This window comes from Vagococcus lutrae (assembly GCF_003987555.1).
GTDB lineage: Bacteria > Bacillota > Bacilli > Lactobacillales > Vagococcaceae > Vagococcus_A > Vagococcus_A lutrae.
The window spans coordinates 121,872-141,567 of record NZ_NGJW01000005.1; the positions used below are offsets into that span (position 1 = coordinate 121,872).

Below are 19,696 nucleotides of genomic sequence, written 5' to 3' on the forward strand. Positions count from 1 at the left end.
AGCCAAACCATAATGAAAGAGAGAGTTGTTCATGTCATTAACAGCAGGAATTGTAGGATTACCAAACGTTGGGAAATCCACGTTATTTAATGCGATTACGAAAGCGGGAGTCGAAGCAGCAAACTATCCGTTTGCGACGATTGATCCTAACGTTGGAATGGTCGAAGTGCCGGATGCTCGTTTGGATGAGTTAACCCGCTTAGTAAAACCGAAAAAAACGGTTCCAACAACATTTGAATTTACCGATATTGCCGGTATTGTTAAAGGAGCAAGTAAGGGCGAAGGGTTAGGAAACCAATTTTTAAGCCATATTCGTCAAGTAGATGCTATTTGTCACGTTGTCCGTTGTTTTGATGATGAAAATATTACGCATGTGGCAGGCGTTGTTGATCCTTTAGCCGATATTGAAACGATTAATATGGAATTAGTCTTAGCCGACCTAGAGTCCGTTGAGAAACGTCATAGCCGAGTCGCTAAAATTGCTAAGACAAAAGATAAAGAGGCAGTGGCAGAGTTAGCTGTCTTAGATAAGATAAAACCAGCGTTGGAAGATGGACAATCTGTAAGAACGCTTACATTTACGGAAGATGAAGAGAAAATTGTAAAAGGAATGTTCCTTCTTACTTCTAAACCCGTTTTATATGTAGCTAACGTATCCGAAGAAGAAGTATCTGATACGGATAACAATCCGTATGTCAATCAAGTCCGTGAATTTGCTGCAACTGAAAATGCTAAAGTCATCACCGTTTGTGCAAGTGCGGAAGAAGAAATTGCAGAGTTAGACGATGAAGACCGTCAAGAATTTTTAGAAGCTTTAGGCATTGAGGAATCAGGTCTTGACCAGTTGATTCGTGAAGCCTATGATTTACTAGGCTTAGCCACTTACTTTACCGCAGGTGAAAAAGAAGTACGTGCTTGGACCTTTAAAAAAGGGATGAAAGCACCTCAATGTGCAGGTGTGATTCATACTGACTTTGAAAAAGGCTTTATTCGTGCCGAAACCGTGTCATTTGATGATTTAAAACACTACGGTAGTATGTCAGCTGCCAAAGAAGCAGGACGTGTCCGCTTAGAAGGTAAAGAGTACGTCGTTGAAGACGGCGACGTCATGTTATTCCGCTTTAACGTTTAAAATCCGTTCAGTACCATCATTCACTTGTCAGGGGGTCATTTTTTTGGAAGAACAAGATTTACTACGTCAGATGATGGCGAAAAATAGAGAGTTAGAAAAACAACTCACGAAACGAAACGAGCAATATATCTTTGATTTAAAAAAAGCCATGAACGTGGCGAATTTATCTGAAGAAGAAAAAGTTAAAGTGCTAGATGAAATGTTAACACCACTTGTAGAAGGTCAAAAAACTGGGAAAACCGCTCGTCAATTATTTGGAACGGTATCTGAGCGTTTAGAAGTAATTTTAAATGCCCCAAAACCTTCTCGTTTAGGGTCACGTAATGAGCTATGGCTAGATAATAGCTTATTAATGTTTGGTTTCTTATCGCTGATGGCAGGTTTATTACCTATGCTAAGTAAAACAGCTACAACGAGTCAACAAGGTGGTTTATTCACCTTGTTAATCGGTTCTATCTCTGGGGGTTATGCGTTCTATTTGATATACAAATATATCTATAGCTACGACCACCCCGATGCCGACAAGAGTAAAAAACCAGGAATTTGGAAATCTATGTTATTAATGGCGGGTATCATGCTAGGGTGGATGGTCGTCTTTATGTTGACTGCCTTTATCCCACCTGCTATTAACATCGTCTTCCAACCAGCCGTCTATGTGGTTATCGGTGCTGGCGCATTAGCTTTGCGTTATTATTTAAGAAAAAAATTAAATCTTACTGGTAGTATGTTTATTCGTCAGTAAAAGAGAGTCGTCTTGCGTTTGCAAGGCGACTTTTTTAATGAGAATTTGATTTGTTTTTGTCAACAGTGATTGACTAATACTGTTATATTTGATATTTTATTAGATAAAAATAAAAATAGAGGAGATGTCCAATACATGTCTAAGTGGGAAACAAAATTCGCAAAAAAAGGCTTAACATTTGATGATGTATTACTAATACCAGCAGAAAGTCACGTGTTACCAGATGAAGTAGACATGGCAATCGAGTTAGCCCCTAATTTGAAGCTAAACATACCGTTTTTAAGTGCCAGTATGGACACGGTAACGGAAAGCAAAATGGCCATTTCAATGGCACGTCAAGGTGGACTGGGGGTCATTCATAAAAATATGTCCATCGAAGCACAGGCGGATGAAGTCCGTAAAGTAAAACGTTCAGAGAGTGGTGTCATTATCGACCCGTTCTTTTTAACACCGACTCATACCGTCGCAGATGCAGAAGAATTAATGTCAAAATATCGTATTAGCGGTGTGCCAATTGTTGAAACATTGGAAAACCGTAAACTAGTCGGTATTTTAACGAACCGCGACTTACGTTTTATCACAGATTATACTGTGGCTATCGACGAAGTCATGACAAAAGATCAGCTAGTAACGGCTCCGATAGGCACTTCTTTAAAAGACGCAGAAAAGATTTTACAACGTCATAAAATTGAAAAGCTACCTATTATCGACGAAGCAGGTCGTTTAAGCGGGTTGATTACGATTAAAGATATTGAGAAAGTAATCGAATTTCCACGTGCGGCAAAAGACGAACATGGTCGTTTGCTTGTAGCGGCGGCTGTCGGGGTGACAAGCGATACTTTCGAACGAGCAAGTGCCCTACTCGAAGCAGGGGCGGATGCTATTATTATCGATACGGCACACGGTCACAGTGCGGGGGTTATTCGTAAAATTAAAGAAATTCGTGAAACATTCCCAGAAGCGACGTTAATAGCAGGGAATATTGCGACCGCAGAAGGCGCTCGTGCATTGTATGATGTTGGGGTAGATGTTGTTAAAGTAGGAATTGGACCGGGTTCTATCTGTACGACACGGGTTGTTGCCGGTGTCGGTGTGCCACAATTAACAGCTGTCTATGATGCTGCATCCGTAGCGCGTGAATACGGAAAAACGATTATTGCTGATGGTGGAATTAAGTTCTCTGGCGACGTTGTGAAAGCTTTGGCTGCAGGAGGCCATGCAGTTATGCTAGGAAGCATGCTAGCTGGAACAGATGAATCTCCAGGTGAATTTGAAATTTTCCAAGGGCGTCGCTTTAAAACATATCGTGGTATGGGCTCACTAGGTGCGATGGAAAAAGGGTCAAGCGATCGCTACTTCCAAGGTGGTGTCAATGAAGCCAATAAATTAGTCCCAGAAGGTATCGAAGGACGTGTCGCCTATAAAGGAAGCGTCGCCGATATTATTTTCCAAATGGTTGGCGGTTTGAAAGCAGGTATGGGATATGTAGGAGCAGGTAACTTGAAACAACTACGCGATGAAGCACAGTTTGTTCAAATGAGTGGCGCTGGATTACGCGAATCACATCCACACGATATCCAAATTACGAAAGAAGCACCAAACTATTCGATTGAATCATAAATAGTGAATAGATAGAAAAGAAAAAGCCAAACATCCTCACGATGTTTGGCTTTTTTTGGGTGCTATCGGATATTTTTTGGGGATTTTATATTCATTGAGATAGTTATACAGGGTCGGAACAGAAATATCGCATTGTTTGGCAATTTCTGCGACCGTCATATCTGTCGTAGTATATAGCTCGACGGCTTTATTTGCAGCAACTTCTCGAGTCGGACGGCCAAGAACTTTCCCGTTTTCTCTAGCCGCTTCCAATCCAGCGACGACTCGTTCTCGAATTAATGCCGCCTCCATTTCAGCAAAAGCGCCCATAACGGTAAAGAAAAACTTCCCCATTGGTGTACTCGTATCAATATGGTTTTGTATACTGACAAAATGAATTTCCCGTTTTTCAAAATCTTCAAGTAAGTGGAGTAATTGTTTTGTCGTACGTGCTAATCGATCTAACTTAAATATCACAAAAGTATCTCCTGGTTCTAAAGAAGCGAGTGCTTTGTTTAACTCAGAACGATTTTTTTTCGTGCCACTTTCAAATTCTTTATAAATACGGTCGACCCCGTATTGCTCCAATGCTGTTTTTTGTGAATCGAATTTTTGATGCGTGGTACTTACACGCATGTAGCCAATGATTGCCACAGTAGTGCCTCCTTGCAATGATTATGATGATCGTTCAAAAAAAGACCGTTAAAGTATTGACAAGCATCTAACCTTATATTAAACTAATGTTTTTTTAAAACTGATTGTTTTGTCATATAGTAGGAGTTTCCACAAATAAAAAGTCTATGATATCAATGATTAAAAAAAGTAAAATAACAAATTAAAGCATATTTCTATCATTTAAACTAACATTAGATTTCTTAAAACAAAATATGTTTGTCGATTGGGCATAAAAGCCTTAACACCGTGGCTTGACCATCGCTTTGAGAGGAGTGTGACAGTGAAGTTTTATATTAATACAGGGCTTGATTTAAAACAAACCTATATGATTTGTACGGAGTTTCTTTCGTTAAGTGAAGACGACAGTGACTTCATACAATTAGGAGTCTTAAATACAGTTGATCATTTAGAACAGCTGTTAAGGTGTTTGGCAAGTGAAACAGTCTTAATGTGTTATGACTATGCTTCTTTGCAGCTCACATTATCTGAGTTTAAAGTGTGTTATGAGTTTTTAAAAGATCATCATATAACACTGCAATTCTTAAAAGATTGTCCAACTTTTATTTCTCATACGATAAAGCTATGTGAGATTGATACTGCGATTTTATCGCAACGTGTCAAAAAAGGACTTGTCGCAACCCGGGAAAAAGGAACGATTATAGGCCGTCCCACTGTCTCACCTCAGACTCAGATGGAGATTCGTAAGCTGCATCAAAATCGATTAACTTTGCGAGAGATTGCCACACGTTGTGGCGTGTCACTCGGGACGGTATGTAAGTATATTAAAAAAGGTAACTAAACAAAGTAAGTATGATTTTATCATTTAATACACTTAAAATTAAAGGAGATTTTAAAAATGAAAGCAAAAAAATGGATTACCGCAAGCTTAGCAGTTGCAGGAGGATGTTTACTAGCAGCTATGCCTGCGAGTGCAGATGAAGTTGACTCTATGAACACGGATATGAGTGTTGGATTTGGGACAGAAACCCAAACGCCTAGCCCTACAGCACCAGGAACTAACACTGTCTCGTTAGCATCTGTACCTTCAGCCTTAACATTTGGTGATAATAATAGTTTACAAACAGGCTCAGGTTCTCAAGTTATCAATTTAGAAGGTGGCGGTAAGCGTTATGTAGCAGTTAAAGATACTCGTACAGGTAACAACCCATGGAAAGTTACAGCAAAAGCTTCAGTATTAACTGACGGTGGTACGAGTAAGTTTGAAGGAACAGGTAATGCTGCGAAAGTATCTTTTACATCTACTGGTAAAGTTTATCACGGCAGTGGTACGCCAGGTACAGGAAATAATATCACCGCTTTAGTAGGAAATGCGGATGATCCGATAGCTGGTGGTAGCGTTATAGTTACAGCAGACGGTTCAACAACAAGTGCAGTTATCAAATCAGCGACTACAGGAAGTCCAACAGGTGGATGGGCAAGTGAATTAACAAATATCAAATTAACTATTCCTAAAGGTATTGCGTACGAAGGTGCACAATATACAGGTACAATTACTTGGTCACTAGATGATACATTATAATTAACAATTAAAGAACAGGAGGATGGGAGCAGTATCCTGTCCTCCTGTTTTTTTGAAAGGAGGCTATGAGCTTTGTGAAAAAATATGGGATTTTTTGTTTAGAAGACAAACGCCACCTGTTGCTAGAGATGTTGATTATTTTTATTTTCTTCTTAGGATTCATGTCTCCAACATATGCAGCGACAACAAAAGAAACAACCGTCACGGTAGGGTTTCGCAAAGAAACAACCATAGAGAAACCACCTGCGGAAAAGCCGATACCTTCACAAACGATTGATGAAGGAAGGGGAACGGCAGTGGTTCAATACGTTGATGTAATCCCTAGTCAGATAAAAAATAATGGACGATTACCTCAAACGAATGAACAAGCTCTTCCTATTCAGTGTGTCGGTTGGACATTAGTAGGTCTAACCAGTCTTATGATGTTAATAGGCGCGGAGCGAGGTGAGGAGAGGTGAAAAAACGAGCATTAGCATGTCTTTTACTGATAAGTATAGGGCTTCAGCCGATTGCGTCGGTTTTAGCGACTGAACCAGAAACACCGACAGTTTCATCAGAAGAGAAAATGACGAAAGAAACAATAGAGCGACCACTCGACACGATGACACAAGAGTTATTGGAGGGTGAAACAACACCTGAAGAAGAAACACCTACTGAAACGACTGACTCGATAGATGAACCAGAAGCTCCCATTGATATCGAACCGCCTGCCCCTACTCCTGAAACGTTGTCAGCTCCTAGAGCAGTGACAACTGTTCCGTGGGGTCAGACGATATGTACGATTGAGGGAGTAGGTGATTATATTACTGGTTATACTATTACTGTAAGAGCTAGTAGTGGTATTGTTGCAGGGACACCTAATCAAGCACCATGGATAATCAATGTTGACTATAGAGACCATGTGAAAACAATTATTTTTGATGGAAGCTATGGAAAAATTATTTTAATGGGGAATATGGATTATTGTTTTTATTATAATATTTTTCTACAAAACATTGATTTTTCTGGAGTAGATACAAGTCTAGTTACGAGTATGAAAAGTATATTTTATGCTGACATCGAAAATATTTATGGGTCACTAGATACGCGCAATGTAACTGATATGAGCCGAATGTTTTATGGATGTAGGAAGTTGAGAGCTATTGATCTCAGTAACTTTAACACTAGTAATGTAACAGATATGAGTGAAATGTTTGCTATATGTTATGGACTAACAGATTTAAATCTCAGTAATTTTGACACACACAATGTCACAAATATGAGTAGAATGTTTAGTGATTGTAGTGGACTGACAAATTTGAATCTTAGTAATTTTAATAATAGTAATGTTACAAATATGGAGTACATGTTCAAGAACTGTTCCAGACTAACCACTTTAAATCTTAGTAGTTTTAATACCAGTAATGTACAGAATATGAATGGTATGTTTCAGGAGTGTTACGATTTACAAAATTTAAACCTCAGTAACTTTGATACACGAAATGTGACAGAGATGAGTTCTATGTTTCGGGAATGTGAAAATTTATCAACGCTCGATCTATCAAGTTTCATACCCCAAAATGTGATTAATATGAATGCGATGTTCAGCGGATGCATTAAGTTAAGTAATATCAACCTAAGCCAATTCGATACACGTAGTGTAACTGATATGGGAGGTATGTTTAGTGGATGTAGCCAATTAAGCAGTCTCGACGTCAGTGGTTTTGATACGAGTCAAGTAACGAATATGAGTAGTATGTTTAGTGGATGTAGTAAGTTGGGTAATGTCGACCTAAGTCAATTCGATACACGCAGTGTAACTAATATGAGTAATATGTTTAAAAAATGTTCACTTATTACTAGTCTTGACTTAAGTTATTTTGATACCCGATTAGTCACAAATATGGGAGGTATGTTTCAGGGAACTAACAAATTGCGAACTTTAAAGTTAGGTAGTCAAACGTTATTAAAAACAAACTGTTCATTGCGACCTTCAAACTCTAAGGATTATACAGGGAAATGGACGACGTTGGGTACAGGAACTTTGGAAAGGCCAAACGGTGATTGGTCTGGTACAGTAGCCGAGCTATGCGCTCGCAGTCAAACAGGTGTCGCAGATACATATGTCTGGGAGCCTAAGTTTTATACGATAACATTTGATGTCAATGGGGGAAGCAATGTTCCAAATTCAATAAAAGCTTATAAAAATGATGTGGTTGATTTGAGTACGGTTACCTCTCCTGCACCACCTACAAGTGCGTATGGCTTTGCAGGTTGGACGACTGTTATCGATGACTTCACGACAAAGGTTGAAACATTGACGATGCCAGCTAACGATGTGACGTTGTATGCTCATTGGAAAGTATTAATGGAAATAAATTCGATACCCGATGAGTTTATTTTCAAACATAATGTGATGAGAAATGAATATACTCCTCAGTTTGTCACATTGAACTCACAAGCTTATACATCGAAAGCAGCATTTAAAACAAATTGGCAGAGTACACTGGATTGGAAGTTAACGGTCACGATGGCTGAGTGGCGTAATCCAGATGATGCAACTGACACACTGACCGGTGTTCAGATGTTCATGAACAATCAACTTACCCATCAAGACGGGTCGCCTGCTCCTTCTACCATTCACAGCAATCAACAAGTAGTGCTTAACGCTGGCGAAACTCAAACACTCGTCACAACGACAGCTGGCAATAGTGCTGATGGAACAGGGAACTGGCAAAGTACGATTGATTTTGACAGTGTGAAGCTAAAAATCCCACGCTATGGTGGACGAGAAGGAAGTTATTATACGAGTCAGCTAACATGGTCGTTAGACGATACAATTTAAAGGTAACAGCTAGTTATAAAATATAGAAGGTATAGATTGGTTTTTTAAAAATGTATAGAATGGGTTAAGAAAAACATTAATAACTGTTAAACATTTTGAGAGTACTCCTTATATTTTCAATCGAACCGACTATATAATCGATACCTGTTAGCTAGACTAATACTATTAGGCAAGAAACGAGGTGAGAAATTTGAAAAAACGAGCATTAGCGTTTCTTTTACTGATAAGCATGGTGCTTCAGCCGATGACGTCAGTTTTAGCGACTGAAACGGAAACACCGACAGTTTCATCAGAAGAGAAAGAAACAGAAGAAACACTTGAGCGTCCACTCGACACGATGACGCAAGAGTTATTGGAGAGTGAACCAACATCTGAAGAAACACCTACTGAAACGACTGACTCGATAGATGAACCAGAAGCTCCCATCGATATCGAACCGCCTGCCCCTACTCCTGAAACGTTGTCAGCTCCTAGAGCAGTGACAACTGTGCCATGGGGCCAGACGATATGTACGATAGAGGGAAAGTTTGATCTCGGTTATACTATTACTGTAAGAGCAGGTAGTGGTACTGTTGCAGGAACACGTGATCAAGCTCCATGGACAAGCTCTTATCGAATTTTTGTCAAAAAAATAATTTTTGACGGAAGTGATGGTAAAATCCAATTAGTCGGGAATCAGACTAACCTTTTTTCTTATTGTGGTATATTAGAATCGATTGATCTTTCAGGAGTTGATACAAGTCAAGTGACGGATATGAGTTGGATGTTTGCTAGTTGTTATGATTTAAGCAGTCTCGACGTCAGTGGTTTTGACACGAGTCACGTGACGGATATGAGTAATATGTTTAATGAATGTAATCAGTTAAGCAGTCTCGATGTCAGTGGTTTCGATACGAGTCACGTAACGGATATGAGTAATATGTTTAAATCATGTGAAAGTTTAAGTAGTCTTGATGTCAGAGGTTTTGATACGAGTCACGTAACGGATATGAGTAGTATGTTTAATGAATGTTACCAGTTAAGTAATCTTGACGTCAGTGGTTTTGATACGAGTCACGTGACGGATATGAGTAGTATGTTTAGTGGATGTTACCGGTTAAGTAATCTTGACGTCAGAGGTTTTGATACGAGTAACGTAACGGATATGAGTAGTATGTTTAATGAATGTTACCAGTTAAGTAATCTTGACGTCAGTGGTTTTGATACGAGTCACGTGACGAATATGAGTTATATGTTCCATCTTTGTACCAAATTAAGCAGTCTCGACGTCAGTGGTTTTGATACGAGTCAAGTGATATATATGGATCAAATGTTTGTTTGGTGTAGTAATTTACTGAATCTCGACGTCAGTGGTTTCGATACGAGCCAAGTGATGTATATGAACTATATGTTTTATAGGTGTAGTAATTTACTCAATCTCGACCTCAGTAGTTTCGATACGAGTGCCGTCATAGATATGAGCTGGATGTTTGCTGATTGTAATAAACTAGAATGTATAAAGTTAGGAAGTCAAACAAAGTTATCAATAGATTGTAGTCTCAGTGATGTGGCTGTTAATGAGTTTTATACAGGTAAATGGATAACTGTCGGAAACGGTACACTTGAAAAGCCAAACGGAGACTGGTCTGGTACAGTAGCCGAGCTATGCGCTCGCAGTCAAACAGGTGTCGCGGATACATATGTCTGGGAGCCAAAAACGTATACTATTACGTTTGACGTAAATGGTGGTAGTAATCCACCAGCACAAATTACAGAAGTTTATAAAGGGGAGATGGTTGATTTGAGTACGGTTACCTCTCCTACACCTCCTACAAGCGCCTATGAGTTTGCAGGTTGGACGACTGTTATCGATGACTTCACGACAAAGGTTGAAACATTGACGATGCCAGCTAACGATGTGACGTTGTATGCTCATTGGAAAGTATTAATGGAAATAAATTCGATACCCGATGAGTTTATTTTCAAACATAATGTGATGAGAAATGAATATACTCCTCAGTTTGTCACATTGAACTCACAAGCTTATACATCGAAAGTAGCATTTAAAACAAATTGGCAGAGTACACTGGATTGGAAGTTAACGGTCACGATGGCTGAGTGGTGTAATCCAGATGATGCAACTGACACACTGACTGGTGTTCAGATGTACATGAACAATCAACTTACCCATCAAGACGGGTCGTCCGCTCCTTCTACCATTCACAGTAACCAGCAAGTAGTGCTTAACGCTGGCGAAACTCAAACACTTGTCACCACGACAGCTGGCAATAGTGCTGATGGAACGGGGAACTGGCAAAGTACGATTGATTTTGACAGTGTGAAGCTAAAAATCCCACGCTATGGCGGAAGAGAAGGAAGTTATTATACGAGTCAGCTAACATGGTCGTTAGACGATACAATTTAAAGGAGAGAAGCTGATGAAGAGAGTTAATCGCGTCATCTATATTTTAATATTAATAGGATGTGGCGTCATTCTCTCTTCGCGCTCTGTTTTGGGAGCTCCTCTACAAACGGAAAAAAGGGTCGTCCCTGAGTCAATAGAACAGGGAGAGCCTGTCTCTTCGACTGACTCATATAAGAAGATGACGACAGAGAGAGGGTTATTCGTACAAACGGGCTATTGGGGCGACGTGCGATATGTTCGTGAGTACGATAATAAGACAGGCGATCACGTCGTCACGATTCAAGCATCTGATAAAGGCAATATAACGGGAGATTGCATGACACGTCCATGGGGATTTTCTTGGGCGACTAATGTCAAAAAGATTGTTTTTGATAGTAGTTACGGGATGATTCAGCTTCCACCTGATAGTCGAGAGATGTTCAAAGATTGCTATCAATTGAAAGAGATTGATTTTTCCGGTTTAGATACGACACAGACGATAAGCACGGCGAATATGTTTGAAAACTGTTATGAATTGGAGTCGTTTGACTTTGCAAATATTGATACACATAATGTTACGGACATGTCGGGGATGTTTCACTCTTGTACCAGTTTGGAAAGAATTGATTTTCGAACGCTTGATACAGCTAGCGTGACAAATATGAACAGTATGTTTGCCTACTGTGAAGCGTTGAAAGCGATAGATTTAAGTGGTTTTGATACCTCCAATGTAACGGATATGGGTAACATGTTCAGGTACTGTGAGCAATTAGAAAACGTAGATTTATCTTCGTTTGATACTGCGCGTGTTGAAAATATGGAGTATATGTTTGAACATTGCGTCGGGTTAAAGGCATTGGATTTATCTAGTTTGAAAACGAACCAGTTAAAAAATATGAATCGTATGTTTTCGAAATGCAGTCAATTAGAGCGTATTAATCTTGCGTCTTTTGACACGACCCGACCATCATTTCGAATGGTAAGCCCGTTTGAAGAGTGTAATAAGCTGCGCGAAATAACACTGGGACCTAACACGAAACTATCGCCTTATATTAATTTAAAGGAAGCCCCGTCTGAAGAGGGATACACTGGCTTGTGGGGAGCGGTAGGAGATGGCACGACGTCAAAACCTCGTGATATCTGGACGGGAAATGTCGCGAAACTAATAGAACGAAGTCAAGAAGGAGTGGGTGATACGTATGTATGGCAACCTACGTACTACACGCTTTTGTTTGTCAGCGAGCATTCCCCCACCCCCACCTCGTTTAAAATCTATTCAGATGAGACGCTGACTAAAGAAATGTTACCGACGGTTGAATCGGATGTCGTTTACTATCAGTTTAAAGGATGGACGACTGAAAATAATCAAGATGATACGACGATAGACGAGCTAGTGGTGACAAACCACGACATCACACTCTATGCTCACTGGCAACCGTGTTACAGTTTGACCGAAGTCCCTTCTACATTTTATTTTGGAATAACACGGCGTAATGAATATCAAGATCAATGGCTACCACTTAAACAGAATGTTAGTCAGCTATCAGAAAGTTTGTTACTAAAATGGTACGGTGCAAGACACTGGCGCCTATCTGTTTCCATGCTAAAATGGCGAAACCCAGATGATTCGAGTGATTGTTTGGATGATGTTCAGTTAATGTTCAAAAACACTCTGGAAAAAGAAGAAGCTGATTCTATACCTGCGAGTATTACGCACACGGATAATATAATATTGTCTGAAAATGAGACGATACAGCTTGTCAGCACGACGAGCGATACGGAAGAAAATGATGGAAATTGGTCGTTAGCATTACCATTTAACCAAGTGTTTTTAAAAATTCCACGCTATGGCGGAAGAGAAGGAAGCTACTATGCAAGTCAACTCACTTGGTCGCTAGACGATACTCTCTAACTAATAGTTAAGAAATATTGAGGATGAAGGAGTAAGATATGAGAAACAGCAAGAAAAGAAAAGGATGGCTATATAGCTTGTGTATTTGGTTAGTCATGGGAGTTTATCCTGTCATGTCATCACAGCGCGTATTAGCAGATGACACGCAAAAAAATGTAGGGTTTACTGTTAGCACGGAATTACCTGAGAATCAATTAGACCCATCTAAAACATATTTTTATCTAAGTGTACGGCCTAATCAGGAACAAGATGTTTATGTGGTAGTTCAAAGTATTCGAAAAGAACCTGTGACGGTGCAACTGCGGATTAATAATACGGTGACGAATTCGCAAGGCGAGTTAGAAAATGGACAGGAAAATCCCGTGCTGGATACAAGTTTGAAAGTACCATTGACAGATATCGTGACAATCCCAGAAGAGTTCCAAACCGTTACGGTTGAGAATTTTGAGTCAAAGAGAGTTCCCATTCATGTGAAAGTACCCGAAGAGCCATTTGATGGCATTAAGCTAGGCGCAATTCGTTATAGTGTTGCTCTTACGGAAGAGGAGAAGAAAGGTATTTCTAACACGTACGGTTATACAACGAGTTTTATCTTAACTGAAGATAATGAGTACTATAATACCGGTGGTGACCTCGTCTTAAAACAAGTCGAAGCGAAGATTGACCACGGGAGTAAGGTAGTAGCTGCGACCTTTCAAAACCCGAACCCCAAAGTATTAGATAGTTTGTCAATTGCAACAGAATTGACACGTAAAGGAGAAAAAGACGTATTAAAACGTAAAAAGGTCGACAATATGCGAATGGCACCTAATTCACGGTTTGATTTCATCACGCCGTGGGGAGTGGATGAATTACCGAGCGGATATTATACGTTGCACATACGCGCTCGTGCTAAAGGGTATGAATGGAAATGGGATGAATCATTTGAAGTGCCAGAAAGTGTCGCAAAAAAAATCAATCGCGATGCTGCTTATAAACTCGTGTTACCACGTTATACGGATTATATAGGTGGATTGTTAATGATTTTAACAATTGTCATGATGATTTATTTACTCAATCAACAAAAAACAACGAAACATTCTGGCAAATCTCGTAGAAGGAGGTCATAGATATGAAACCAATGTATTGGGTATACGCACTGGTTATTATTGGGTTGTTAGGCTTACTAGCTAGCGGCTATATCGTGCTACAACGTTCTAAGGATAGAGGACTTAGTCGGACTCGTATGAGAATCGCACCATTAGTTTTTTTAGGAGTTTTAAGTTTGGCTGATATAGGTCTAGCTTTATATATTTTTATGGATTTACAATTACAGCTACAGTTTATTCCTTAGTTTATATATTATTTTTTACAGATAAAGGAGAATTCAGATGAAGAAAACTTATAAGCATATAAGTGCTACATTAATAGTATTGATACTATTACTAATCTTAAATCCGTTATTTATCTACTCAAAAGAAATAACAAATAACACTGGAATAAATTCTTTAAAGGAAAATGACAGTATAGAAAGACAAGAAGAGCCATCTCTAATTCCTTCGCCACGCGCTCGGTTATTGAATTTATCTAAGCCTACTATAATTAACATATCATCTAATACCGCAAGAATAGAAGGCACGTATACTAAACAACCAGTGACAAATACCACAAAAAATAGAATTGTTCATTATAGAAAAATTGGAACACACGTTTGGCAGCAAAACAATACTTTAGACTATTATGATGGAAGGTATACAAAAACTATTACGGGATTGGAACCGGACACTGATTATGAAGTTTTTGTAGAACTTTATAATCATGATTTGGGTAGAGGAGAAACATCCCCTATAGCTACATTTAGAACGAAAAAAAGTATAGAATTCATCTTTACAAATCAACGTTCTTCAGCACATTCTATTTTATTTGAAGGAGACTTAAATTTAAATGGTCATTCAGTGTCTTCAGTAAAGTATCGAATATGGCCAAGAAATAATTCCTCGCTAGTTATAAATGGTACTGGTTCAGTAGGTTTTAACTACGTCACAGGGAAGTATACAGCTTTTTTTATAGAAAATAATCTATTGGCTAATACTATGTATGATTTAGAAATTCAGATTTATGATGAAACACAGCATGAAGTAAAGTCATATGGATGGTTACCAACCAAAAACGAGATGAAGTTTAATTTTGACGGTCAGTGGTCGAGTGCCGATACCATTTATTTTAGAGGCAACGTGGATACATTTGGAGAAGAGATTAGCTCAGTTCAATATGATATATGGCCAGCAGCAGATCCCAATCAAAAAGTACATGGTATAGGTTCTACGATGCATGATGCAACTTTAAACAAACCTGTTGCTTATTTTCAAGCAGAGAATTTAAATCCGAACACTCCATATTCATTTATTATATATTTATATGATAGTTTCGGGCAATTAGCAACACAATTAGGAGGGTGGTTGCCAACAAAAAATAAGATGCAATTTAATTTTGATGGTCAATGGGCTAGCGCACATACTGTTTTTTTTAGAGGAAATGTGGACACATTTGGAGAAATAGTTAGCTCAGTTCAATATGACATCTGGCCGACATCTAACCCAACTCAAGTAATACATGGTACAGGATCAGTTGCACATGATCCAACATTAAATAAACCTGTTGCTTCTTTTTTAGCAAAGGATTTGGATGCCAATACCCCATATTCTTTTATCATATATTTATATGATAGCTTTGGTCATTTAGCAACACAGCTAGGAGGATGGTTGCCGACGGCCAAAGAGCCTCATTGGATAATACAAAATCAATCAAGTACAATGAATTCGATACATGCAGAAGTTAATCTAAACTTTCCTAGCGGTCTCCCACCTGAAGAAGAGCAGTTTTATGGGGAGTATGAAATTTATGAAGATTCTGAATATCAAACATTGGTGCAAACTGGTAATACGCAGACAAAAGGGGCAACAAATAAAAGATATTTTGATGTTTCAGGTTTAAAGCCTAATCATTTGTATCGTTGGAAAATTAAAGGAGGTTATTCAAGAGACAATCCAAATGGCTTGGCAGAAATAACTGGAGAAATTAAAACTAAACAGAGTTATAAGGTGAGAGAAAAATTAGTTGATGAAAATGGTCTACTATTAAAGGAGGAGACTAAGACAGTAGAAGACGGTTATATCCACCATGCGTCAAGGAGTGAAGATTTATATGTGAATTCTAGATTATATCAATATCAAGGTTGGCTTTTAGGGAATGAATGGTCGGGACAAGGAACACCGCCATCACCTGCTCCTCCAGAAAATACGTTAATTATTTATGTTCACAGTGATGTAACTATCTATCATGTTTATAGGGAGGATGTAGCTCCTTTATCTATCATAGATGTGCCGGAACTTGAATTTGATACAGTTTATAGAAAATCAACACCTCAATTGGTATCACCAACTGAAAATGCAATATTATCATTTAAAGATAAAAGATATGTATCAAATGGTTGGAAGTTATCTGCAAAGATGAGCGACTGGGTAAATATTTATGATAATAGTGATAGGATTTATAATACTAAACTCTATTTACCAAGAGAATTATATTTAAATGACAATCAAGCTCCGTCAACAGTTATTGGAGCTCAAGGTGTAATAGAGCTACTACCTAATAATACGACTACGCTATTTAGTTCCCCAACCAATGAAGATCATAAGGGTATCTGGAAAAATAGTATGAGTAAAGAGAGTATAAAATTATTAATACCAGCCGATAGGGGTGAAGCTGGACAAAACTATAAATCAACCGTTCATTGGTCTTTAGAAGATACAATTTAATTACTTATTTTTTAGATTTAAGTCTTTTAGGGATATTAAACTCTCGTAAATATTTATACAATGTAGGAATAGAGATGTGACATTTATCTGCGATTTCTTTAACAGACATATTGGTAGTCGTATATAAATCGATAGCTTTCAACGCATTTTTAATTTGTCTAGGGCGTCCTAAGGGGACGCCTTTTTCTCTAGCAGCTTCGATACCGGCAATGACACGTTCGCGAATTAGGTTAGCCTCCATTTCTGCGAACGCTCCCATAATAGTAAAAAAAAACTTTCCCATTGGTGTACTTGTATCAATATGGTTTTGTAAACTGACAAATTGAATATTTCTCTTTTCAAATTCTTCGATAAGAAATAAAAGTTGACGTGTCGTACGTGATAAACGGTCTAGTTTAAAGATGACAAATGTATCTCCCGGAGCTAAACATGCAAGTGCTTTGTTTAATTCAGAGCGATCGGTATTTCTACCGCTCCCATATTCTTTAAACAAGTGGTCGACTCCAAATTCTTTTAATGCTTTTTCTTGTGAATCAAACTTTTGATGACAGGTACTCACGCGCATATAACCAATTTTTGCCATAATGACTCCTCCTTTAAAAGATATGTTAAATGAACGAGAAACTAAACATCAATATAAAAAAAGTTAATTTTGAAAAAGGATAACAATTTTATGAAACAAAAGTTTGTTTAATGTTAATTTTAGATTATAAAAACCGAAAAGGATAAAGCGATTTTATCGCTTTATCCTTTTTTATTAAATAACATTATTTTTTTGGTGCTTCTATCTTAGTAATACCACCCATATAAGGGACAAGTGCTTCAGGTATCGTCACACTGCCGTCAGCGTTTTGATAGTTTTCCAAGATGCCAACGACTGTTCGGCCAACAGCTAAACCAGAGCCGTTAAGGGTATGAACGTATTGCAGTTTACCGTTTTCGTCACGGTAACGGATTTTACCACGGCGTGCTTGGAAGTCTGTACAGTTAGAGCAAGAACTAATCTCACGGTATGTTTCCTGTGCAGGAACCCACACTTCTAAGTCGTAAGTTTTAGCGGCTGAGAATCCCATATCACCGGTAGATAGTGCGAGGACGCGGTACGGTAAACCAAGTTTTTGTAAAATCGCTTCAGCGTCATTCGTCATTTTTTCTAATTCGTCATATGAAGAAGATTGATCGGTAAATTTAACCATCTCGACTTTATTAAATTGATGCAAGCGAATTAAACCACGAGTATCACGCCCAGCACTGCCCGCTTCTGAGCGATAACATGGGCTGAAAGCAGTAAAGTATTGTGGTAAGGTATCACCTGCTAAAATTTCATCGCGATAATAATTCGTCAATGGGACTTCGGCTGTCGGAATGAGTGTCAAATCACTATCAGCTAGCTGGAAGACATCTTCGGTAAACTTCGGAAATTGTCCTGTACCGAACATAGATGCACTGTTGACGATATTAGGTGTTAACATTTCCGTGTAACCATGTTCATCAGTATGAACGTCTAACATAAAATTGAAAACGGCTCTTTCTAGTTTGGCCCCCAGTCCTTTGTAATAGACGAAACGGCTACCAGAAACTTTTGCCCCACGTTCGAAATCAAGGATATCGAGTGCTTCGCCAATTTCCCAGTGAGGTTTAGGTTCAAAATCAAATGTCTTAGGTGTTCCCCAACGACGGACTTCGACGTTAGCGTCTTCGTCTTCTCCAACAGGGACGCTAGCGTCGGGTATATTAGGCAAACGAACGGCAATATAAGTCAGTTTTTCATCGACAGCTTGTAAGGCTTGGTCGAGTTCTTTAATAGTAGCGCCGACTTCTTTCATTTGATTAATCTTATCTTGCGCGTCTTCCTTATTTTTTTTCAATCGAGCAATTTCTTCAGAAACAGTATTACGTTCTTTTTTCTTTTCTTCGACTTGGACGAGTAGACGGCGTCGTTCTTCATCTAGTGTTTTAAACTCTTCTAATACCGTAGGGTCAACGCCACGTGTTTGTAGAGCTTGTGTTACCGTATCAAATTCTTGTCTTATTTTTTTTACATCTAACATAGTGATTCCTCCTAAATAATATAATCAATAAAAAAATCCGTTCAGCCCAAAGAGAAAAGACTCTCTGGGACGAACGGATTGAAATTCGCGGTGCCACCCAAATTCAACTGACCAATCAGTTGCACTTGTGATACAGATAACGGCTGTAACCGAAATGAATTATTTCTTCATTTACTCTTATAAAAGATGGATTCCCCTGTTTTCTTTGCTAACTTTCACCACCCGTTAGCTCTCTATAAAAGAAAATACAGCGTACTAGTCTTTGAGTCTTGATATTATATAGTAGTATAGCGAATGATAAGGTGTTTTGTCAATAAGGGTTAAAAAAGACGTTGGAAAAGGAACTGACCCATTAAAATGGGACAGTATCAAAAAAGCTTTCTTATTGGGTTACAGATTGCCGATATTCTATCGGTGACTTGTAGCCCAATTTTTGTTGAATTCGTGTTTTATTATAATACTTAATGTAATCTATCACGATTTGAATTACAATAGATGTAGGCTCATTATTGAGTCTATCGAGATAGAACGTTTCAGACTTTAGAGAGGAATGAAACGATTCGATGCAGGCATTATCGGCAGGAGTCCCTTTACGGGACATACTCATGGTAATGCCTCTTTTCGTTACTTCTTGCTGATAGGTGTAAGATGTATACACAGAGCCTTGATCACTATGTAAAATACAATCATTAACTTCTGGTAGTTGATTTAATGTATCTAATACAAAATTTACATCTTGTTTATCGCTAATACTATAGGCGACTATCTCTCCGTTATATAAATCCATAATCGAGGATAAATACATCATTTTAGAGCCAAAGGGTAGATAAGTGATATCCGTTACTAATTTTTTAAAGCGCTCTTCACTTTTAAAATTCCGGTTTAATACGTTGTCACATATTTTATGAACCTTGCCAATTCTCTTTATCTTTTTTACTTTTACACGGCAATTCCAACCATATTTCTGCATTATTTTTTGAACGGTATTTTTGTTTATAATTTGAGTTCTTCTTATCACTTCGGTGACTCTTCGATAACCAT

The 19,696-nt window shown here is 38.5% G+C and carries 16 protein-coding genes and 1 other annotated feature; of the genes, 12 read left to right on the top strand and 4 right to left on the bottom strand.

The window, feature by feature from the left end; translation table 11 throughout:
- Positions 1-31 precede the first annotated feature (31 nt).
- The 3 genes from ychF (at position 32) to guaB (ending at position 3,494) form a co-directional block, all read left to right on the top strand.
- Complete coding sequence (ychF, locus tag CBF33_RS05195) at positions 32-1,132, top strand: redox-regulated ATPase YchF (protein ID WP_126762199.1); 1,101 nt, start codon at positions 32-34, stop codon at positions 1,130-1,132.
- A gap of 70 nt (positions 1,133-1,202) precedes the next feature.
- Positions 1,203-1,874, top strand: coding sequence for a DUF1129 domain-containing protein (locus tag CBF33_RS05200; RefSeq protein WP_126762247.1), 672 nt, complete (start codon positions 1,203-1,205; stop codon positions 1,872-1,874).
- 135 nt (positions 1,875-2,009) lie between these two features.
- Complete coding sequence (guaB, locus tag CBF33_RS05205; protein ID WP_126762201.1) at positions 2,010-3,494, top strand: IMP dehydrogenase; 1,485 nt, start codon at positions 2,010-2,012, stop codon at positions 3,492-3,494.
- A 36-nt stretch (positions 3,495-3,530) separates the two neighbouring features.
- Here the strand turns inward: guaB and CBF33_RS05210 are convergent, their stop codons facing one another.
- Complete coding sequence (locus CBF33_RS05210; protein WP_126762203.1) at positions 3,531-4,127, bottom strand: recombinase family protein; 597 nt, start codon at positions 4,125-4,127, stop codon at positions 3,531-3,533.
- Between the two features lie 301 nt (positions 4,128-4,428).
- On the opposite strand from CBF33_RS05210, the gene CBF33_RS05215 reads away from it, so the two are divergent.
- From CBF33_RS05215 to CBF33_RS05255, 9 genes are all read left to right on the top strand, one after another.
- Entirely contained in the window at positions 4,429-4,947 is a 519-nt protein-coding gene (locus CBF33_RS05215) for a hypothetical protein (RefSeq protein ID WP_126762206.1), read from the top strand.
- Positions 4,948-5,004: 57 nt separating this feature from the next.
- Entirely contained in the window at positions 5,005-5,688 is a 684-nt protein-coding gene (locus CBF33_RS05220; protein WP_126762208.1) for a WxL domain-containing protein, read from the top strand.
- A 74-nt stretch (positions 5,689-5,762) separates the two neighbouring features.
- Entirely contained in the window at positions 5,763-6,146 is a 384-nt protein-coding gene (locus CBF33_RS05225) for a hypothetical protein (RefSeq protein WP_170167754.1), read from the top strand.
- Entirely contained in the window at positions 6,143-8,512 is a 2,370-nt protein-coding gene (locus tag CBF33_RS05230) for a BspA family leucine-rich repeat surface protein (RefSeq protein ID WP_126762212.1), read from the top strand. The genes CBF33_RS05225 and CBF33_RS05230 overlap by 4 nt, the downstream gene beginning before the upstream one ends.
- Before the next feature lie 190 nt (positions 8,513-8,702).
- Positions 8,703-10,916, top strand: a complete 2,214-nt coding sequence (locus CBF33_RS05235; RefSeq protein WP_126762218.1) for a BspA family leucine-rich repeat surface protein — start codon at positions 8,703-8,705, stop codon at positions 10,914-10,916.
- 13 nt (positions 10,917-10,929) lie between these two features.
- On the top strand, positions 10,930-12,807 hold the full coding sequence (locus CBF33_RS05240) for a BspA family leucine-rich repeat surface protein (protein ID WP_126762220.1): 1,878 nt from the start codon (positions 10,930-10,932) through the stop codon (positions 12,805-12,807).
- 38 nt (positions 12,808-12,845) lie between these two features.
- Entirely contained in the window at positions 12,846-13,916 is a 1,071-nt protein-coding gene (locus CBF33_RS05245; protein WP_126762222.1) for a WxLIP family cell surface protein, read from the top strand.
- Positions 13,917-13,918: 2 nt separating this feature from the next.
- The gene (locus CBF33_RS05250) at positions 13,919-14,140 is read left to right on the top strand and encodes a hypothetical protein (protein WP_126762224.1); all 222 of its coding nucleotides are present in this window, start codon (positions 13,919-13,921) and stop codon (positions 14,138-14,140) included.
- Between the two features lie 37 nt (positions 14,141-14,177).
- Entirely contained in the window at positions 14,178-16,604 is a 2,427-nt protein-coding gene (locus CBF33_RS05255) for a WxL domain-containing protein (protein WP_126762226.1), read from the top strand.
- A gap of 4 nt (positions 16,605-16,608) precedes the next feature.
- Here CBF33_RS05255 and CBF33_RS05260 read toward each other — a convergent pair whose 3' ends face one another.
- The 3 genes from CBF33_RS05260 to CBF33_RS05270 all read right to left on the bottom strand — a co-directional run.
- The gene (locus tag CBF33_RS05260) at positions 16,609-17,187 is read right to left on the bottom strand and encodes a recombinase family protein (protein WP_126762228.1); all 579 of its coding nucleotides are present in this window, start codon (positions 17,185-17,187) and stop codon (positions 16,609-16,611) included.
- Positions 17,188-17,371: 184 nt separating this feature from the next.
- Positions 17,372-18,655, bottom strand: a complete 1,284-nt coding sequence (gene serS / locus CBF33_RS05265) for a serine--tRNA ligase (RefSeq protein WP_126762230.1) — start codon at positions 18,653-18,655, stop codon at positions 17,372-17,374.
- Between the two features lie 62 nt (positions 18,656-18,717).
- Positions 18,718-18,934 (bottom strand) — a binding site (T-box leader).
- A 103-nt stretch (positions 18,935-19,037) separates the two neighbouring features.
- Positions 19,038-19,696: IS3 family transposase (locus CBF33_RS05270; protein WP_126762052.1), on the bottom strand; the 659-nt coding region annotated here is incomplete at its 5' end.